This window comes from Paenibacillus thalictri (assembly GCF_004307995.1).
GTDB lineage: Bacteria > Bacillota > Bacilli > Paenibacillales > NBRC-103111 > Paenibacillus_AF > Paenibacillus_AF thalictri.
Window position 1 is genome coordinate 100,120 of the sequence record NZ_SIRE01000028.1, and the last position, 20,764, is coordinate 120,883.

The 20,764-nt window shown below is 51.8% G+C and carries 11 protein-coding genes; 1 reads left to right on the forward strand and 10 read right to left on the reverse strand.

What is annotated here, in order from left to right; genetic code table 11:
• Positions 1–35 precede the first annotated feature (35 nt).
• The 3 genes from EYB31_RS31700 to EYB31_RS31710 all read right to left on the reverse strand — a co-directional run bounded on the left by EYB31_RS31700 (position 36) and on the right by EYB31_RS31710 (position 9,328).
• On the reverse strand, positions 36–3,491 hold the full coding sequence (locus EYB31_RS31700) for an InlB B-repeat-containing protein (RefSeq protein ID WP_131017509.1): 3,456 nt from the start codon (positions 3,489–3,491) through the stop codon (positions 36–38).
• Between the two features lie 99 nt (positions 3,492–3,590).
• The gene (locus tag EYB31_RS40705) at positions 3,591–6,638 is read right to left on the reverse strand and encodes an S-layer homology domain-containing protein (protein WP_131017510.1); all 3,048 of its coding nucleotides are present in this window, start codon (positions 6,636–6,638) and stop codon (positions 3,591–3,593) included.
• Entirely contained in the window at positions 6,638–9,328 is a 2,691-nt protein-coding gene (locus EYB31_RS31710; protein WP_131017511.1) for an InlB B-repeat-containing protein, read from the reverse strand. The genes EYB31_RS40705 and EYB31_RS31710 overlap by 1 nt, the downstream gene beginning before the upstream one ends.
• Positions 9,329–9,695: 367 nt before the next feature.
• On the opposite strand from EYB31_RS31710, the gene EYB31_RS31715 reads away from it, so the two are divergent.
• Entirely contained in the window at positions 9,696–10,400 is a 705-nt protein-coding gene (locus tag EYB31_RS31715) for a response regulator transcription factor (protein WP_131017512.1), read from the forward strand.
• On the opposite strand, the gene EYB31_RS31720 is transcribed toward EYB31_RS31715, so the two are convergent.
• From EYB31_RS31720 to EYB31_RS31750, 7 genes are all read right to left on the reverse strand, one after another.
• Positions 10,367–12,418, reverse strand: coding sequence for a sensor histidine kinase (locus EYB31_RS31720; protein ID WP_131017513.1), 2,052 nt, complete (start codon positions 12,416–12,418; stop codon positions 10,367–10,369). The two genes, EYB31_RS31715 and EYB31_RS31720, sit on opposite strands and share 34 nt — an antisense overlap.
• A 436-nt stretch (positions 12,419–12,854) precedes the next feature.
• A complete protein-coding gene (locus EYB31_RS31725; RefSeq protein WP_131017514.1) occupies positions 12,855–14,258 on the reverse strand; it encodes a sulfatase family protein in 1,404 nt (467 codons plus the stop codon).
• Complete coding sequence (locus EYB31_RS31730; RefSeq protein WP_131017515.1) at positions 14,255–15,769, reverse strand: bifunctional metallophosphatase/5'-nucleotidase; 1,515 nt, start codon at positions 15,767–15,769, stop codon at positions 14,255–14,257. Before EYB31_RS31730 ends, EYB31_RS31725 begins: the two co-directional genes overlap by 4 nt.
• Before the next feature lie 17 nt (positions 15,770–15,786).
• Positions 15,787–17,232, reverse strand: coding sequence for a sulfatase family protein (locus tag EYB31_RS31735; RefSeq protein ID WP_131017516.1), 1,446 nt, complete (start codon positions 17,230–17,232; stop codon positions 15,787–15,789).
• Between the two features lie 15 nt (positions 17,233–17,247).
• Entirely contained in the window at positions 17,248–18,840 is a 1,593-nt protein-coding gene (locus EYB31_RS31740) for a type 2 periplasmic-binding domain-containing protein (protein ID WP_131017517.1), read from the reverse strand.
• 39 nt (positions 18,841–18,879) lie between these two features.
• Positions 18,880–19,740, reverse strand: a complete 861-nt coding sequence (locus tag EYB31_RS31745) for a carbohydrate ABC transporter permease (RefSeq protein WP_131017518.1) — start codon at positions 19,738–19,740, stop codon at positions 18,880–18,882.
• A 15-nt stretch (positions 19,741–19,755) separates the two neighbouring features.
• The gene (locus tag EYB31_RS31750) at positions 19,756–20,649 is read right to left on the reverse strand and encodes an ABC transporter permease (protein ID WP_240763089.1); all 894 of its coding nucleotides are present in this window, start codon (positions 20,647–20,649) and stop codon (positions 19,756–19,758) included.
• Between the last annotated feature and the right edge of the window lie 115 nt (positions 20,650–20,764).

A 20,764-nucleotide genomic window follows, 5' to 3' on the forward strand; every position in this document is an offset into this window, starting at 1 on the left:
TTCAAAACGTCCGAAGAAAGCCTTATTCTGCAATTTTATTTCAACTGCCACTCTTCTTTGCCATTTTTGTAGATCTTGTAATGATGTTGAACGGAAGCTTCCATGATCTCTTTGTAATTCCAATGAGTTTCAGGCACATCCGGCCATTTGGGAGCAACGTTGATTGGCTGAGCTTGCCGGTTCAATATATGATTAAATATTTTCACCGCTTCTTCTCTTGCCATGATTTGGTCCGGACGGAAGCTGCCATCCGGGTATCCGGAAATCACTCCCTCCTGCTCAACGGCAGCAATCGCCGGTTCAGCCCAATGGCCAGCGACATCGGTAAAAGAGCTCTCTTTCACTTTGTCCCACTTTTTTACATTTAAAATAATTTGAGCCAACTCTGCCCGTGTCACTTGTTTTTCAGGTGCAAAGTTTCCATTCTGGTAACCTTCCATCCAATGCTGTTCCGTCGCAGTCATTATCTCTGCAGCAGCCCAATGGGATCGATCCACATCAGGAAAAGATCGGCTTTCAGCCGCTTGTGCGGAAACCGGAATGATCCGGCTTAAAATGGCCGCTACCTCGGACCGGGTAATTCCGCGCTCTGGATGAAATAAGCCGTCGGGATAACCAACCATGTAAGGCTGATGTTCGCCGGACTCGATTTCCCCGGATATCATTGCAAAATTGTACTGTACGATGGATTGCCCCACATGGATGACGCCGCCTTTGATATAACTATCGTCTCCTTGTTGTTCATTGCGCATATCCTTTCGGCTGTCGAACGTCTCGTAGCCGGTTTTATCAGCTAAAATATAGTAATCGCCATCCGGAAATACCATCCAGCCGTATCTTCCGTCGCTGGTGCTCCATTGAGGGTCATGGTTTTTATTAGGCGCAAAATCCGGCAATTCAGGCAAAACGACAAGACCGTCGGGAGTTCTCCCTTTCGAACGATTCAAGGCCGTATCCAACCAGTGCAAACTTACCTTCACACCTTCAAGTTTTTCTCCGGTAAGCTCGTCGGTAATGACGCCATAGGGGTCTATCAGATCCGATTCCAGCGTGGCGCTGCCATTGCTTTGCACTGTAAGTTTCCCTATTTTTCCCGCGAGCTTCTCTCCTGACGGAGCGACAACACTTAAAGCGATTTTGTACTCCCCGGCAGGCACATTGGCAAGATTAAACTGACCGCTCGAGTTGATCGAGAATTCAGGAATATTAAGCGTTTTTCCATCAACCGTCATAAGCTGGGCAGACATGGATAAGTTTTGTCCCACAATCTGGGTGATCTCAGTTTTAGCTGAGTCGCCCGTTACATTGGGATTGGATTCCAGCACAAGCCTGTTGGCTGGAGCCGCGGCCGGTGACGATGATGTCGATGATGTGGCAAAATAAGTCCACTTCGCGTATAACGTCACGTTGGCTGCCCCCACCGTCAGCGTGTTGCCCACGGCGTAGCCCGTTCCGTTGCCGTCCGCTTGCGTGTTCCAGCCGGCGAAGGTGTAGCCTGATCGTATCAGATTTCCTGTGTTGCCGTATACCGTTACGGTAACTCCCTGCTCATACGTTCCGCTATCGACAGGCGCATTGCCGCTTGTGCTGCCGTTGTCGCTGTACGTCACGGTGTACGTCGGTGGCGCTACGGGAGTCCACTTCGCGTACAACGTCACGTTGGTCGTTCCCATCGTGAGTGTGCTGCCCACGGCGTAGCCCGTTCCGTTGCCGTCCGCTTGCGTGTTCCAGCCTGCGAAGGTGTAGCCTGATCGCATCAGATTTCCGGTGTTGCCGTACACTGTTACGGTAACTCCCTGCTCATACGTTCCGCTATCGACAGGCGCATTGCCGCTTGTGCTGCCGTTGTCGCTGTATGTCACGGAGTACGTCGGTGGCACAACGGGAGCCCACTTCGCATACAACGTCACGTTGGCTGCCCCCACCGTCAGCGTGCTGCCCACGGCGTAGCCCGTTCCGTTGCCGTCCGCTTGCGTGTTCCAGCCGGCGAAGGTGTAGCCTGATCGCATCAGGTTCCCTGTGTTTCCGTACACCGATACGGTAACTCCCTGCTCATATGTTCCGCTATCGACAGGTGCATTACCGCTTGTGCTGCCGTTGCCGCTGTACGTCACGGTGTACGTCGGTGGCGCAACGGGAGCCCACTTCGCATATAACATCACGTTTGCCGTTCCCATTGTCAACGTGCTGCTCGCCGCGTAGCTCGTTCCGTTGCCGTCCGCTTGCGTGTTCCAGCCGGCGAAGGTGTAGCCTGATCGCATCAGATTTCCTGTGTTTCCATATACCGCTACCGCTGCTCCTTGCACGTACGACCCGCCGTCCACCGGCACATTGCCGCTGTCGCTGTTATTGCCGTTATACGTCACGGTGTACGTCGGTGGTACAGGAGTCCACTTCGCGTACAATGTCACGTTGGTCGTTCCCATCGTCAGCGTGCTGCCCACGGCGTAGCCCGTTCCTTCCCCGTCCGCCTGCGTGTTCCACCCTGCGAACGTGTAACCCGCTTTTTCCAACAAACCTGTATTGTCTTTTACGGTTACCGCCGCTCCTTGCATATACGTCCCGCCGTCTACCGGCACATTGCCGCTGCCGCTGTCGCTGTTACTGTCATTATACGTCACGGTGTACGTCGGCGGCACAAGAGTCCATTTCGCGTACAATATCACGTTGGCTGTTCCCATCGTCAGCGTGCTGCCCACGGCGTAGCCCGTTCCTTCCCCGTCCGCTTGCGTGTTCCACCCTGCGAAGGTGTAGCCCGCTTTTTCCAACAAACCTGTATTGTCTTTTACGGTTACCGTCGCTCCTTGCATATACGTCCCGCCGTCTACCGGCACATTGCCGCTGTCGCTGTTATTGTCATTATACGTCACGGTATACGTCGTTGGCGCAGGAGTCCACTTCGCGTACAAAGTAAAGTCGCTGCTGCCCGCAGGTATAGTCAACATTGAACCGCCGGTATAATTTGTGCCATTTCCGTCCTCTTGTGTATTCCAGCCTGCAAAGGTATACCCGTCTCTGGCGAGACCGCCGGTATTGCCGTAAACAGGTGTGACGACGACCCCGTTGGGGTAAGGGGTGTCATCGGTTGGCACGTCACCGGTAGCATCACCGCTGTTGGCATCGTATAACACATTGCGCGGATTGTCTTCGCTATTAAAAAAAGTCGCGTACAAGGTAACGCTTGCAGCTCCTATCGTAAAAGTCGCACCTGTCGCGTAGGTCGTTCCGGTCCCATTGCTTGTCGTGTTCCATCCCGCGAATTGATCGCTTCCGTTATACACCCCTCCCTTGTCCAACACGGTGACTGTTGCTCCACTTACATAGGTATTGTTGTCAGTAGGCGCACTTCCCTGATAGTTGTTCTTATTGTAAATCACCTGGATGCCGGCTGCGCCAACCGAAGGTACCATTGTAAAAAACAACAGCAGAACAACAAGACATCCTAGAATCGCTTTTTTACCGCATTTTAAACTTGCTAATGAATCCCTCATGACAGAACCATCCTCATGCTTGAAATAAGTACAGAATAAGGCTGCCTCCGCATCGATCCGCAGACCGGCTGGAAAACAGCCGTTATTTAATCCGGCAATTTAGATCAAACCCGACTTTTGAAGAAGTCTCTGGAGAATGGCGGCTACCTCGGCCCGGGTGATGAACGCTTGCGGAGCAAGCGTAGTACCGCTTCTTCCGGTGATGATGCCAGCCTGCACACTGTCGGCGACACCGCCGATAGACCAAGCGGATACATCCTGCGCATCCGTGTAAGCCAGCAGCGTCGCATTGGCCGCTGGGACAGGAAGCTTGGCCTTCAGCCCTGTGATCGTCATGGCTTTGCCGATCATCGCCATGGCTTGCTCCCGGGTAATGCTGTCATTCGGCCGGAAAGTTCCGTCTTCAAAACCGCTGATCAGTTGGTGAGCATAAGCTGTGTTAATAGCGCCGGCATACCAGTCGGACAACTTCACGTCGGAGAAGGGGCTCGACGCATTTTCCAGCTTAAGGCCCAACCCACGGACAACAATCGTTGCAAATTCGGCGCGGGTTATGTTCCGGTCAGGGCTGAACATGCCTTCCCCCGTACCGTCGATAACCATGCGAGATCCCATGTCGTTAACTGCCGCTTTCGCCCAATGGCTCTCGACGTCCCGGAAAGCGAGCGGGTGCCATACAACCGAATACGTACTATTGGTCAAGCTGTTGATGATCGCGTAATATTTCCCGTTCACGATGCCGATCTTCGTGGGTACATGTCGTACCGAGCCGTCGGCATCGATGACGACCGCCGTTGTGATCTTGCTCGGATCGACGCCTTCCGGGATGGCAATGGTCCGCTCTACATAAGCGTTAAATTGCGATACCTCGACGGTTTTGTCGCCGTACGTGGCTTTGACCTTAAACTCAATCGGCGGTGCGACTAATGTGAAAGTTCCTTTCTCAGCCGCATTCTCCACCACTTTCACCGTGTCCGTTGTCGGAGCGGCAATTTCGATTTGTATCTTGATGTCTTGCAGAGCGACCGAACTTCCTATTTGACCGGAAATGGAATCAATATTGATTTGCTTCGCCGGAAGCGTGTACGAGGCATGTTCCGTCGTAATCTCCAGCACCGCTTGCTGGCCCTCCATGCTTTTCACCATTTGACCGTTCAGCTCGCCGACAACGACGTCGGAATGCGCATCTACAGGAATCGTTACTTTGGCTCCTTGCCCTTCAGCCGCAAGTTTGTCGCTGAGCTTGGCCGGATCAATCGTGATCGTCGTTACCGTCTGTTCATTGCGCTTGCTTGTGGTAGCTGTTCCCGCATTCTCCACTTTGCCGTTAACGAGTACATTCACGCCGTTACTGGCAACCGGCGTTGCAGATGGACTGCCGCCGCCACTCGACGACGATGGCGTCCATGGCCGTGCGACAGCCGAAGTCCTCGCGCTCTCCGTCGGCGTACCCATAGCCGTTCCCGTGGCCGCAACCGGCGTAACCTCGAAGCTGATATATGTTCCCAAATCCGCCGCCTGCAACAAATACGTATGTGTCACAGCCCCGGGAATTGCCGTCTTGTTCGCACCGGATGCGTCATCGGAGCGGTACCACTTGAACGTGCTTTCCCCTTCGGCATCGCCGTCCGCATCGCTGTATACGTAGCTGCCCGTCAAGGTTTGCCCTACCTGCGCCGTTCCCGACACCGTTACGGCACTCGCGAGCGGGGCCGCCTGGTTCGACGAGGTTACCGACACTTTGCCGTTGCCCAATGTTTTGTTCATCTCAACCGCCAGCGCATCCGTGACGGAAAAAGCCCGCAGATCGCTCTGATTGTCGACCGTTAACAACTTGTCTCCGTCGGCCGCCGTTTCTTTAATCTTGAACGTAACCGTGAATAACTTGCCCCCGGCGGCAATAGGGCTGTCCCCGCCATTGCTGTCCGCCCAGGCCACTTGTAGCCAACCGCCGGCATTGTCATAACGGGAATCGAAAAACGCCCCGGATTCATTCGTAATGCCTGTCACTTCCAGCGCCGAAAAATCAAAAGGGATCTTCATCCCGTAGGAGCCTACGCCGGAAGTCGCATTCGCGATGGCAACCGATACTTGCACCGACTGTCCCGGCCGGCCGCTTGCGCTGCCGATGGTGACCGCGACATCTTGCTGCGTGTTGGTCTGCGTATAATAGGCCGTGTACGCGATGTTGCCGGTTACCGGCGTCGCTGCCACTTCCGAACCGGACAACTTTGTCGTTCCGCCGTCGCTGCTCCACCCGGCAAACGTATACCCGCCGTCTGCCACAATGGTCGGCACAGCTTGCGGGAACCCGCCATCCGTCACCGTTTCGCTGGCCCCGCCGCTCATCGCGCCATGTGTACCGGCAGCGTAGGTGACCGTATATGTATACGCCGCCGCTTGCCATTTCGCGTACAACGTCGTGTCCGCCGTTACCTTATCCGCGGTGAAGTTCCACGCATTTGTACCCGCCGCTTCCTTATACCAACCCGTAAACGTATAACCGCTTTTGCTCGGAGACGTCGGGGCATTGATAACCGTATCATATACCACGTATGTCACGCTTGTTACCGTGCTGCCCCCTTGCGAATCGAAAGCAACCGTATACGTCGTTGGCGCCTTCACCGTCACGGAACCCGCCGTGATCGTCGGAACAACCGGATCGTCGCCTTCATACAGGAAGCTTTGCCCGGCTTGCGCGGTCACGGCAGAACCTCCTGTCACGGCATCGCTTTTAATCTTGAAGTGGAGCGTAAACACCTTCGCGCGGCTCAGCAGAAGGTGAGTCGACAATTGTGCCGCTACCTGTATGACTCCAGGGGTCGTGGCAGACGGTGTAAATGTTTCCGCTCCGCTGACTCCCAGTTCGTCCGTCACTTCCCCCGCCGGTACCGGCTCCAGCACAGCCGGGTCGTATTGTATGGCAATATCGTATTTCCAAACCATAAAATCCGGCGTCACATACACCGCAACGTTAACCGTATCTCCCCGCGCCCCTTCGGCGCTGCCGATCTCGATCGAATCCGGCCCTCCCACCGTTCCAGCCTCCGCCAGCGGGCTGAAGAAAGCGCAGATCAGACACACGACAAGCCACACGGAAACCATTTTTTTATACATCGCAGATTGACCCAGCACTTGACTACTCATTAACCGGTAGCCCCCTTACCTACGGAAATAGCCAAAATCAGTTGCACATCCAACTCGTCCAAAACATGATCGCCGTTTACGTCCAACGCAAGCTTCTGATCTTCCGTCAACGTCAACTTGCCCTTCACATATTGCATCAGCAGCAGCGCATCGGCGCTTGTGACCATGCCGTCACCGTTTGCGTCGCCCAAGAGCAGCCATTTCGCATACAACGTGACGTTTGCAGCGCCGATGTTGAAGGTCGCCCATGCGGGGTAACTCGTACCGGTGCCGTCGGCCTTCGTATTCCAGCCGGCAAACGCATAACCGCTTCTGCTCAAATTGCCCGTATTGCCCATCACCCCGGCAGTCGCGCCTTGCGTATACGTGCCGCTGTCAGCCGGAACCGTCCCGTTCGAGCTGCCGTTACCGTCATATGTCACGGTATAAGCCCCGTCTAACGTCCACTTCGCATACAACACAACATTCTCAGTTCCGATGTTGAAGGTCGCTCCTGCGGCGTAGTCCGTGCCGGTTCCGTTCGCTTTTGTATTCCAGCCGGCAAACGTATACCCGCTTCTGCTCAAATTGCCCGTATTGTCCCCTACCGTAACCGCCGCTCCTTGCGTATATATCCCGCTGTCAAGCGGAACCGTGCCGTTCGCGCTGCCGTTCCCGTTATACGTCACGGTATAAGTCCCGTTTAATTGCCACTTCGCATACAACACGACGTTCGCAGCGTTGACGTTAAAGTTCGCCCCTGCGGCGTAATTCGTGCCGGTTCCATCCGCTTTTGTATTCCAGCCGGCAAACGTATAGTCCGTTTTCGTTAGTACGCCCGAATTGCCCAGGACAGAAACCGAATCTCCGTCCAAATACGGCTTGCTGACGCTGGGCAAGCTGCCTCCCGTGTTCCCGTTGCCGTCATAAGTCACACTGAAGAGCGGAAAGGAATTGGATTGGAGAATAAGTCCGTTTTCGCCGACCGCTACAAGTCCGTTATTAGCGTAATAAATGCCGGTCAGTGTAGATGTTGCATTGGCATTACCCAACTTCCAGGAAATTCCGTCAAAAGAATACCATGTGGCTCTGCCCAACGCCCCGGCAAAAAAGCCGTTGCCAAAGGTTAAGCCGTATACATTGGAGTTAGCGAATTTCGTTTGCACCGTCCAGTCCGTTCCGTTGGCGGACGTCAGAATCGCGCCGCTTTGTCCTCCCGCCACAAACGTATTGTTGCCGTAGCCGATACTGTATAGCGTAGCGGTGGAGTTCGATACTTGATTTGTCCAGGACACTCCGTTAGTCGAGGTTACGATTGCGCCGCCGGAGCCAACAGCAACAAACATGTTGTTGGCGTAAATAACGCCGGTTAAATTACTTGAAGTATTGGACGTGCGGCTCGTCCAGGTCACGCCGTCAGGGGAGGTGATAATCGTACCGCTGAAGCCGACTGCCACAAAAAGGTTATTTCCGTAGCTGATACTCGATAAAATATTTGTTGTATTGGAAGATGAAGTGTCCCAGCTCGCTCCGCTATCGGCGGAAGTGATCACGAAGCCGCCGCCGCCAACCGCCACAAAACGGTTGGCGCCAAATGCGACACTCTTGAACGACGCTGAAGCGGACAAACTCGGGGTGTGGCTCGTCCAAAATATTCCGTCGCCGGAAGTTGAAATATTGTTGGCGTTCCCAACCGCCACAAACGTATTGTTGCCGTAGCCGATCCCATTCAGATGATCGCTAGTCCCGCTATCCGTACCCGAGTTGCGAATCGTCCACGAAGCTCCGTCTGTTGAAGTAACAATCCTGCCATATGCTCCTACGGCAACGTAAATACCGTTTCCGTAGCTGGCGCTCCGCAATTGGTTCATCGCGCCTGAATCCCGCTGCGTCCAAGCTGTTCCATTGCTGGAAGTCCATATAGTTTTCGTACTGGTCTTGTAAGCATACGAAAATGCCATGAAAGTGTCATTGGCATAACTTGCGCCTTCGAATTGATCCGTTGTACCCGATGTTTGCGGCGTCCATGTCACTCCGTCGGCGGAAGTCACAATTTTGCCGGCATTCCCTGCTATCATAAAGAGACCGCCGCCAAAGGCAACATTTTGTGTCTGACCCATTATTCCGCCCGTTTGAGGTGTCCATGTCACACCGTTGTCCCCGGAGGTCAATATGGTACCGGAAGCCCCCACTGCAATAAACAGATTATTGCCGTAGCTGACGGTTGCAAGCCCCTTATCCGTCGTGGAGGTTTGCGGCGACCAGCTTAAACCGTCACTGGAGGTCATAATGAGACCGGAGGCACCGACTGCTACGAAAGTACCGTTGCCGTAACTGATGCTGCTGAAATTTGCTGTTGTGCCTGACGTCCGAGTTGACCAGTCGATCCCGTTGCTGGACGTTACAATCGTACCGTTCAATCCAACTGCCACATAGATGTTTCCGCCGTAACTGATACCGGTAAGAGTATTTGATGTACCGGATGTTTGCAGCGTCCAACTGATTCCGTCGGCGGAAGTCAGAAGTGTGCCATTGTTTCCTGCCACCGTGAATGTGCCGTTGGCAAAAATGACATGCTGCAAATATTCACCCGTAGGCAGCGGCGTCCGCTTCGTCCATACGTCTGCCGAACTGTCGGCCGAAGCCCGGGGTGACAACACCCCGCAAATTAAAAAGACGGATGCCAAAATAATGAGAATACGCTTCCACATTGCGCGAATTCACCTATCCCTTTCTTTTGTGACTTAGATATTGTCTATTTTTAAATGTACACGGCAGGCAGGCCAAAAAACATTCAATATCCGACACTTTTTTTCAAAATTACGATTCTCCTTTTTCTTTTTCTCGGATCATTCGACTTTTTGTGTCAAAAATTTCATTTCACTTTTCATTATTGTATGAAAAACTTTTCAGTCAGCATAGTTACTAACGGTCACTACTTTTGTATTTGTGCAACCAAGGAGGGTTTACAGTATAATAGAACTATATTAAGAGAGATTTCAGTGATATTTAGTCACGATTACTCTCTCGTTTCGTTCGATATATGCTGAACTGCCAGAATAGGGAGATGTATTTCCGATGGACCAGCCGTTAAAGGTGCTAATCGTAGAAGATGATGAGTTATTAAGAAGCGGGCTTGAATTGATCATCTCGTCAGAGGCGGATATGGAGGTTTGCGGAGCAGCACGAAACGGGCTTGAAGCTCTTCAATGCATAGAAGCCTCCAGCCCCGATATCGTATTAATGGATGTGCAGATGCCGGAAATGAACGGACTTGCCTGTATCAGTGAAATTCGCAAGCGGGATACGGAACTGCCGATTCTGATTCTGACTACGTTTAACGAAGAGGAATATATTTTCCAGGGACTTGCCAATGGAGCTAATGGTTATGTCCTAAAAGGAATAGACTTCAACAAGCTGATCCAAGCGATTCGCGATACCGTTAACCGCCAGTTTATACTACCGGCCGAAGTTGCCGCTAAGGTTGCGCGATACGCTTCGACTAACAGCGATTTTATGAAAGACCAGCGATTAAAGCATTTTTTCGAAACGGGCACGGCATTTTCAAAGTCAGAGCAGCCTATCCTTGCTTTACTGCTCAAAAGATATTCAATCAGGGAGATCGCCGACACCTTGTTTCTTACAGAAGGCACAATCAAAAACAAGCTGTCGAACATCTACAACAAGCTGGGAGTTCAGAATCGCCAAGATGCAATTCGCAGTCTGGAGAACAGCATCCAGAATCAAGTCTATTCCTCGCAGGAAACAGGCAGGATGAAATAGAACGCGCTTCCTGCCCCTCGTTCGCTTCTTGCTCCGACTTGGCCCTGGTGCTGCTCAACGATCTCCTGTACGATTGCGAGCCCTAACCCGCTGCCAGATTCATTGTTTTCCCGGTTTAGATAGAACCTGTTGAAAACTTGAGCCAGCTCGGCTTCCGTTAAGCCTTTCCCGTAATCTTCAACTTCCACGACGAGCTCGTAACCGGATCCGCTTTGATCGCGCCTTACTATTCCTCTAAGGTTTATCGCGCGACCCATGCCTTTACTGAATTTCACCGCATTATCCAGAAAGTTCTGAAGAACCTGGCGCATCCGATATTTATCAATCCGGACAAAAAACGACTTCGCCCCGATGCTCGATGTTTCTTTAATCAAACTCATGCCAACGCCAGTAATATCAGCTTCGAATTTGTCGTGCAGCTCATCGATCCATGAACGAACATCGACAATCTCGTATTTAAAATCCGCGCTCCTCGATTCCAGCTTCGACAATTCAAATAAATCGTCGACCAGACGTTTAACATAATCCGTTTTGTCCAACAACTGCCCCGTCATTTTATTGCTCCCGGCTGACAGCTTCCCCATGACCATTAATTGCAAATAGGTTTGGATTCCAATCAACGGCGTGCCCAAATCGTGAGCGATATTCGCCAGCATTTTGGTTCTCCGCTCATTGGCCTCTTGCAAACTTTTTGTCCGCTCCGCAACCTTTTGCTCCAACGACATATTCACCGCTCCAAGCTCCTCCAACAGCGCATCATTGCGGCGGGAAAGCAGTGCATGCCGATGTGAAACAATAATCGCCTGAGCCATTATAAACGGAATGATGCTGTAGCTGAGCAGTTCCACCGTATCCGCCATTCGCAAATAATATAAGGTATCGTTAATTGTGGCGTAAACAATCAGTACCAAAGCAGTCAGATGAATAAGCGCACCTTCCCGTTTGCGCAAGTAGGCCTGAACCCCTACATACATAACAAAATATAGCAATACGGCCGTTTTCAATAAGCTTTGAACCAGCATAGATTCCGTATAAATACGGGCAGGAGTCAGCAAAACAAACAAAAACAACCCGGCCAAGAGGATCAAGGCTATCCGCATCATCACCGCGTGGATTTCCCGTGGGTATAAACTTTTCATGAGCCATACCAATGTAATAAATCCGAAGAGTTCACTCATATATTCAAGCTTGGTCAGCAATTCCCAACTCTCGATATGAAGCAGCACGGCAGATAAATAACCGTTGATGAATAAGGTGCGCATGGAGACGGCCAGTGAAACCAATCCGACGAATAACGCGGAAAACTCTTTTTTTCTCATGCCAAAAACAATCAGGTGGTATATGCCAATCATAAGAAAGCCGCCAATGACAAAGATATCGTAAAGCAGCTCTTTTAATATTCCCGGAATCAGAGCAACTGTATCTCCATAGACAATTTCCCGATTAATCCCTCCTTCGCGGAAAGAGTAATTGGACACCTGGATAATCAATTCCATCGTCTGCTTTTTGGGCTGAAAAAAAACTAGATTAATGTGAGATTTCGGCTGCTCCTCCTCCAGACTGCTGCCGACCGTACCCAGTCCCGGCATCTCTTCGCCGTCTATCCAAAGACGGTAGGCGCTGCCGATCGCACGCAAAAATAACGCCTTGTTCTTGCCCAGGTCGGATGCCGGCAGATGCACAAGCAGACGATATGTGCCAAAGCCGTAACTGGAATTGTCCGATTCGTTCGATGAAAAGCCGTGCCAAGATGAAGGCACCATTATATAAGCGGCAGTTAAGTCTTTATGCCAAAAATCTTTGGGTTCCAGTCTATGGTTCCAATAAAATTCCCATTCTCCGCGCAATGTAACGATGGATTGCTCTGCCCCGGTATCGCGAATGTCGAGAACGCCATGCTCGGGCTGATTTACTTCCGTTGCTAATACCGATCCTGGAGCCGTCGTTATTTTCAATGACACCAACGCGAAAACCGATACAACTACAATTAGAACTGCCCATATCATTTGTTTCTTCATATTCTACCGCCTTCAAATGCATAGGTTCCAAGCGATCGCTTCTCTGAATAAAACGCGAATAGTCCGCCCTCGCTTGCTCCTTCGGCGTTCTAACTTAATCGATCGCGCCGTTACCTGCGGTTTCCGTAAAAGACGGCGATTTCGGAGCCATTAAAACCGCATTCTGACGTCTATTTCGTTGTTCCATCGCCAAGCTGGCTATTTTCGTTGTTTCCTCATGCCCACATTTCGCTTTTTTACGTTTTGCAATTGTAGAATATCAACCCTAACCGCACAAAAACATTCAAAATTCGACACTTTTTTTAAAAAATATGCGATTTTGCACGTCAAAAAGAAGCCTGTCGCCCCTTAAGAGGCAAACAGGCCCTCGCAAATCCAATATCGCCCCAAGCGAAACGGCAGCGGCCCCAAGAGGAGCAACGGCGGCTCCCGTCGCTTACCCGGCACATGCCGCCATACGTTCTGCAATTCGCATCTTTAATGCTTCAATCGTGCTCGCCGCTTCGGCAGTCGGCTGCACCGCCAAATTGTTCAGCTCGTTCGGATCGCGCCGCACGTCGAACAGCAGATACGCCTCCCCTTCGCGGTTCAGCGCGATTTTCCACTCGCTCGTCTGCAGCATCACTTCGCCGTTAATCTCCGAAAGCGCATCAGGACGATGAAGGGCATCGGGGTCCTTGATAACGGGGAGCAAGGAAAGCGCATTTTGTTTATGCGGCAATTCGTCACACCCTGCAAAGCCGGCCAAAGTCGGGCCCACGTCCATTAACTCGACCATTCCATTATAGATGGAACCGGCATCCCCCGATTTCAGCGTATCCGGCGTTCTCACGATCAGAGGAACTTGGACCGAGCTTTTTAGAAAATTCGACTTATAAATCAGTCCGTAATCGCCGTTCATCTCGCCATGGTCGGATGTAAACACAATCACCGTATGCTCCAACTCTCCGCGTTCGCTCAGAACTTGGAGAACCTCGCCGATCTGATCATCGATCAAAGAAATATTGCCCGCATAATTAGCCCGCAGCTCGCCGATTTCCCGTTTGCTTAAAGCGGGCGAATATTCAGGCTTGCCCATCAGTTCGTCAAGGTATCCTCTTGGCCGTTGATCACTTTGATAAGGTCTGGCGATCGCTTGCGGCATGCCGTCCGGATCATACATGCTTGCATAAGGCTCGGGAGCGTCCCATGGCTCATGAGGACCCCCAAAGCTCAGCATGCAGAACCACGGACGGCTGTCGCTGTACGCAGCCAGATACTCCTTAGCGCTCTGTGCGACGTACACATCGGCATACAGCTCCAACGGCAGCACGGAAGGTGTGGCGGTATAAGGCTTACCCGCATAGCGCTGTTCGTAATCGTTGATATAGTCCTGCCAGACGCCGCGTCTTTCCCATTCGTCCGTCATGTAGCTTTTGACGGCCACGCAAGCGCGGGGTCCTGCAATTTCATGAACATCTTCGTAACCGTAAGCATGCATCAGATATTCGCGGTCACGCAAATCGCCTTGATACCGGTGATGGTGGCTTTTGCCGAACAAGCTTGTTCTGTAGCCGGCAGTCCGGATCGCCTGCATCCAGGTCGCCGTATCTTGCGGCATATCATAACCGCGGATATTGTGCCAAATGCCGGTTTGATGAGGGTATAACCCGGTAGCAAGCGACGTTCGCGCCGGGAGACAAAGCGGCGAGTTGCTGATGCAGCCGGTAAAGGTGATGCCTTCCGCTGCAAGCCGATCCAGGTTAGGCGTGCGGGTCCATTGGCCGACGCTTCCGATTCCGTCCCAGCGGAATTGGTCGGCCATAATAAACAAAATGTTCGGCTTCCGATTCGGTTTCATACGTTTCCGATGCCTTCCGGCATCCCGATAATCCGTGTCCTGCCGTCCAGTACGGGTTCGATATGCCGCAGTTTCTTAATATGCTCGATCAGGAAATCCCGCTCCACGACCGATGTATTGTAGGCCCGCTTAGCTTTCGTGAACGCAGTGAAGCCGTCGCCGCCCGTAACCAGAAAGCTGCTCGCTCCGACGGTGTAGATTTTGTCCGGCTGAATCGGGTTCCCTTTAATCGTCGCTTCAATCACCCGCTGTCCGATCTCTCGCTCCATATCGATCACCATGCGGATTCCCGATTGCTGCAGCACCCCGGCAACAAGTGCGGCGCTTTGCTCCAAGATGCCAAGCAGATCGATCCCCGTAAATTCCATCACGTAGGTAGGCGATTGAAACGGGTTGACATTCATCACATCGCCGATCGTAATATCGCCCTTCTCGATATCGGCGCGAACGCCCCCACCTTGGTAGAAGCTGCAATCGACCTGTGCAAGCAGTCTGACTGCATCGGTAATTATATTGCCAAGCGGCGCTTCCCCGAAATAATTGCGCGTCAAATGGTCCGAAGCGTGACCGATCACTTGGTTGACCAGCACCTTCGATTGCTCTTCCCAATAAGCCACTCTTTCGGCAATTTCCGGATCGGGCATGATGCGCTCAGAGAGAATGGGCTCCAGATGTCCCGTAAACTGCACGATTTTACCCGATCTGCCATCCAACTTCAGGTTCAAATAGCCGACAATCGTACCAAGCGCCCGCGTCGAAACGACAAGTGTCCCCGTTTGCTGCGCCACATAGGGCCGCACGATCGATTTGTGGCAATGCCCGGCGATAAGCACATCAATGCCTTTGACCTGATTCGCGATATATACGTCTTCTTCAAAGTCCCGCTCGACGACCACCTCGCGGTCTTCCGTCGCTTGTTCGGCCGGAATGCCTTGGTGCGCCAGCACGACGATCAGATCGACATGAGGACGCAGCAAATTGACGTATTCCTGAAGTACCGACTCCTGATTGCGGAATTCCAACTCGCGGATTTGCTCAAGTGAAATCGTTTCGTAACCGGCCTTCTTGCCGTGGATGCCGATCACGCCGATGCTGACGTCGCCGGCTTCGATGATTTCATAAGGTTTAGCGAATAAAATGTTCGTGCCTTTATAGAAAATGTTGGCCGCAAGGAAAGGAAAGTTCGCTTCATATATTAATTTCTTAGCGTTGCGCCAGCCGTGGTCGAATTCATGGTTGCCGATCGCCACCGCATCGTATCCGATCCGGTTGAACAGATCGACCGGAGCCCGGCCTTCAGTCAGCATGCTAAGCGGCGAACCGGTGATAATATCGCCCGCATCCAGCAGCACCACATTTGGTTCGGATGCCCTGATCTTCTTAATATAGCTGGCCATATAAGCGGCGCCGCCCATCATCGGACTGCCCTCGACCCATGTCGCCTTAACCGGCTGCTCCTGCGAGTGAAAATCGTTTGTATATAAAATCGTCACTTCTTTCGTTTGACTCATTCCTATGCGCCTCCCGCTCAAGATGTAGCTTGCGAATCCGTTCTCAATTTGTACAATCGGCCGTTTTGGTTAAACGTCCGGTGGTCGGTCAGGGCCGATCCAACCATCTGGCTCTGTCCTGTCCCGGTTACCGGCAGACGCGCTCCGTCCATGGCGGGATTCACGAAGTGCAGGAACCAGTCTTCCAGCCGGCGGTACAGCTCCGCAATGCGATCCTGAACATCCGGATGGTCATATAAGTTGTTTCGCTCTTCAGGATCGGCTTTCATGTCATAGAACTCAAACGGGCCAAACGGAAAACGATGCACGTATTTATATTCCGGCGTACGAATCATTCTTACCGGCCCGTATTCGTCATAAACGACAACATGCTGCCTGTCATCCGAAGAATCCCCCTGCAAAATATGAGAAAAGCTGCTGCCCGGCAGTTCAGAAGCAAGCGGGTGCGGAATGTTCAAATATTCTAGCAGCGTCGGCATAAAATCGTATTGGCTGAGCAGGGAGGAATCGACGCGCCCTGCGGGAATCCGGCCCGGGTGGCTGAATATGGCCGGCACCTTCACGGAGTTGTCGTACATATTTTGCGGATATGTTCCGTTCCCTTTGCCCCATATTCCGTGATGGCCGCAGCTGAAGCCGTTGTCGCTCATAAAGCAGATCAATGTGTTGTCCCGCAGTCCAAGCTGTTCCAGCTTGCCAAGCAGGCTGCCGACACCATCATCCATCGCCGTTACGGAGGCGAAATACCCTTTCAGATTCGCAACCGGATCCGTTCGTACCGTAGAAGGGTTCGTGAGCGGCAGAAACCACGGGTGCTCCGGCTCCTGCGGGCACGACTCAAATGCGCAATCCTCGTACATATCGACAAATTTCTGCGGATGTTCACCCACCCACAAATGATGCGGTGCGGTATAATTTACGCTTAAGTAAAACGGCTGTTCGGTCTGCGACTGTTTCTCCAGAAACGACAAGGCGTCGGCGGTAATCAGGTCGGTCAAATATCCGGTTTCCCTGATCACCTCGCCATTGCGAACCATCGGCGGGTTCCAGTAATGCCCGGCATCGTACATGCAAACATACCAATGGGAGAAGCCCTTCTGCGGCGCATAATCGTTGCCTACTCCCCATTTGCCGGAAATGCCGCATGTATAGCCATGCTCCACAAGCAGCTCTGTATAGGCAGTACCGGTCAAATAAGTGAGGCGGGCATTATCCGCATCGCGCAAGAAATCGTGGATCCCGTGCTGCGATGGGATTTGTCCGGTCAGCACGGAAGCCCGGGCCGGCGAGCATACCGGCGATGTGCAGAAAAACTGGTCGAACCTCACGCCCTCAGCGGCAAGCCGGTCCAGATGCGGGGTGATGATTTCCTTGTTTCCGGCGCATCCGAGCGCCCACGGCCCCTGATCGTCAGTCATAATAAACAACACATTGGGTTTATCCTTGCTTTTGCTGGCCACCATCCATCACGCTCCTTTTTATTTCCCCTTGTATATGCCCATATCCTGAAGTTCCTTTGTGCGCGCTTCCTGCACCTTCTTATATTGATAACGGTCGTTTAACGTCTGGACATATTCGCCCCATTTGCTTAAATCCTCTTTGCCGTAGATGAACTTAAGCGACATTTCCTTAACGTACGTATCGCCGTCATAAACAAAAGGAAGCGAGCTGTAATAATAGTTGACGATCCGGTTGTCCTTGCTTTTATCCTCATCCAGCTTCCGGAACCATTGAAACTCCTCCGTCGTGGCTTGCAATTGAATCGGATCCAGATGATTCGGCTCTCCGCCCATCGTATAAGGAGTCAAGTAATTGTTCTGATCGACCGCGAGCTGCGGCAGCACTTGCGTAATTTTTCCGTTAGTGGTCTTATGATCCGTGCCCTCCGCTCCGAAATCAAGGAATTGCCCACCCTTGCCGCCATTGAATCCCTCTCTGTACATATAAGCAAGCAGCTGCACAACTTTGAGCGCTTTACCGGGCTCGCTTAACGCCGCTTTGGTGACAACCGTGCTGTATTGCGAAGAAGGCGAAGCCGAGTTGTTGCCGGAAAGACCGTTGGGTCCTTTGACCGGGGACACATACACCCAATTTGCTTTCGGGTCGGCTTTTTTAATGCTGTCCAGCCAAGGCCGGCCTGCAAAAAAGTTTTGGTGAGGATTAAACATGAGCGCAGCGCCGATTTGCCCCTGCACCATTTTTTGCTGAAACAGCGAGGTGTTGATGTTGGCAATGTCCGGGTCCAGCACCTTGGCCGCATAAAGCTTGTTCATATATTGCAAATATTGCTTGTATTCGTCCGAAATCGGGCCGAAGTGCAGTTTGCCCTGGGCATCGATCCAATCGTCCGGAATCCCTTCTTTTGAACCGCCGAATTGCGGCAAACCAAATGCGTTGGTTAAAGCGCTGAACGTGACAAAATTGATTTCCCCGCTTAAGCCAAACGTATCCTGTTTTCCGTTGCCATCCGGGTCGCCAAACGTAAATGCTTTTAACACTTCGAACAATTCGTCCGTTGTGGTTGGCATTTTCAATCCCAGCCGGTCCAGCCAGTCTTTGCGGATAACAAGAGCATTAAAAGGACCCGTTTGGTTAAGGTAAGGAACACCGTATATTTTGTTGTCTACCGAAGCAAACTTCCAATTTGCCTCGCTCATCCGGTTTTTCAGCTCAGGAACCTGCTTCAGCAAATCGTCGATCGGGATGACCGTGCCGGATTTGGCAAACCTCACCAGATCGGCTCTTTGCAACATGACAAGGTCGGGCAAATCCCCGGACGCCACACGTGTATTAAATTGCTTCAGCCAATTTTCGTAGTTGCCTACACCGACATCCACCTTGAGATTAATATTCAAATCCTTCTTAATCATTGCGTCCAGCGGATTGTCTTGGGGTGGCTGGAAGGGACGGATCGAAAATCGTTCGGACCGGATGTTGTATATTTTATTCTCATCGGGCTTAGCGTCAGATTTGGCCGTGTCCTTGGACACCCCCGTCCCTCCGCTGCAAGCGGCGGTAAGCAGCAGCACGGCAGATACCCCCGGAATGACGGCTTTTTTCAGAAATCGCATCGATCTATCCCCTTTATCTATTCATTTTTGGCGCTTTTGTTACCCTTTTACCGCTCCTAATGTCGCTCCTTTGACGAAGTACTTTTGCAGGAACGGGTACACAATGACGATCGGCAGCGTACTAACGACAACTCCGGCCATCTTCATCGTCTCCGGCGGTAAAGCGACAGCTTCGGCCGCCACTGCCGGTTCGGGCACGGTAACGAGCTGCTGCAGCGCGACTTGAAGCGGAAATAAATCAGCTTTCGTAATATACAGCAAACCCGGAAAATACAGGTTCCAGTAATAAACGGCGTTGAACAGTCCTAACGTGGCCAGCAGCGGCAGCGATAACGGAAGTACGACCCGGACGAAGTAACCGGCCTCGCCTGCGCCGTCGATGACGGCCGCATCCTCCAATTCCCCCGGCAGCTGCTCCATAAATGTTTTGGCAATAAGCAGGTGAAACGGGCTGATCAACGTCGGCACAAACAAAGCGAGCAGCGAGTTGATTAAGCCAAGGTTTTTCACGACCAAATACGTCGGGATGATGCCCCCGTTAAACAAAATTGTAAAGACAACGAGAAAAATGTAAATCCGCCGGCCCGGCACTTCTTTCCTGGCAAGGCCAAACCCCATCGCCATCGTCAGCAGCAAACCAAACAACGTGCCTAGCAGCGTGACGATGACCGTATTAAGCAGCGACCTCGGAATAAGCGATTCGGTAAAAATTTGCTCGTATGCGGCAAAGGTAATTTGAGTCGGGAATAAGATAAATCCCCCATGCCTCATAACCTCTGTAAGCGGTGTCAAAGAAACCGCTGCGATATATAGAAACGGAACAACCGTGCCGATGCCAAGCAGCAACAGCAATACGTAATTCAAGCTGTAAAACCATTTTTCACCTGTTGAATGTCTCATATGCCAGCTCCCTCCCTACCAAACGCCCGAGCCGGTTATTTTGCGTGACAACTGGTTCGCTCCCAGAACCAACCCAAGCGCGATGACGGATTTAAACAGTCCAACCGCAGCCGCAAGACTCATACGGCCTTCCAAAATGCCCATCCGGTATACCCAGGTGTCGATGATGTCTCCGACAGAATACACCAGCGGATTGTAAAAGACGAGAATTTGCTCCAATCCTCCGTCCAAAATATGAGCGAGCCGCAGCACAAACATCAGAAAGATGACCGGTGTCAGCCCGGGAATCGTAATATGACATATTTGCTTCCATTTGCTAGCGCCATCCATTACCGCCGCTTCATAAAGCTGCGGGTTGATCCCCGTAATGGCCGCCAAATAAATAATGGTCCCCCATCCGGTGTCTTTCCAGAGATCCGTACTGACGATAATCGCCCGGAACCATTCCTCCGAGGTAAGAAATCCGATCGCCTCGCCGCCCGTTTGCCTGATCCATTGGTTGACCAAACCGCTGCCTTCGGACAACATGATAAAACAGATGCCGTAAATAATAACCCACGATAAAAAATGTGGCAAGTACACAAGCGTCTGCACCAGTCTTTTAAACCATTTGCTCATCACCTCATTCAGCAGAATCGCCAGCACAATCGGGGGCAAAAACACGAAAAGCAACCGGTAACAGCTAATCACCACCGTATTGGCAAAAACTTGGGAGAAGTTCGGATTATCGAAAAAAGTTCGAAAGTGCTCCGCGCCTACCCATGGCCCATCGAAAAATCCGTTTCCGATCGAGTATTCCTGGAATGCGATCACAAGCCCAAGCATCGGCCAAAACTTGAACAACAGCAAATACGCTAGTCCCAACCAAATAAACAGCAGCCTGGTCTTAAACAAGCTTATGCGCCTCAAACTGTTCTCAACTCCTCATGCGGTTATGACACCATATTACAAAATCGCCAAAACAAAAAATATTCAAAATTCTCGAAAATTTTTAAGTTATTTGCGTTTCCAAGCTTTATAATAT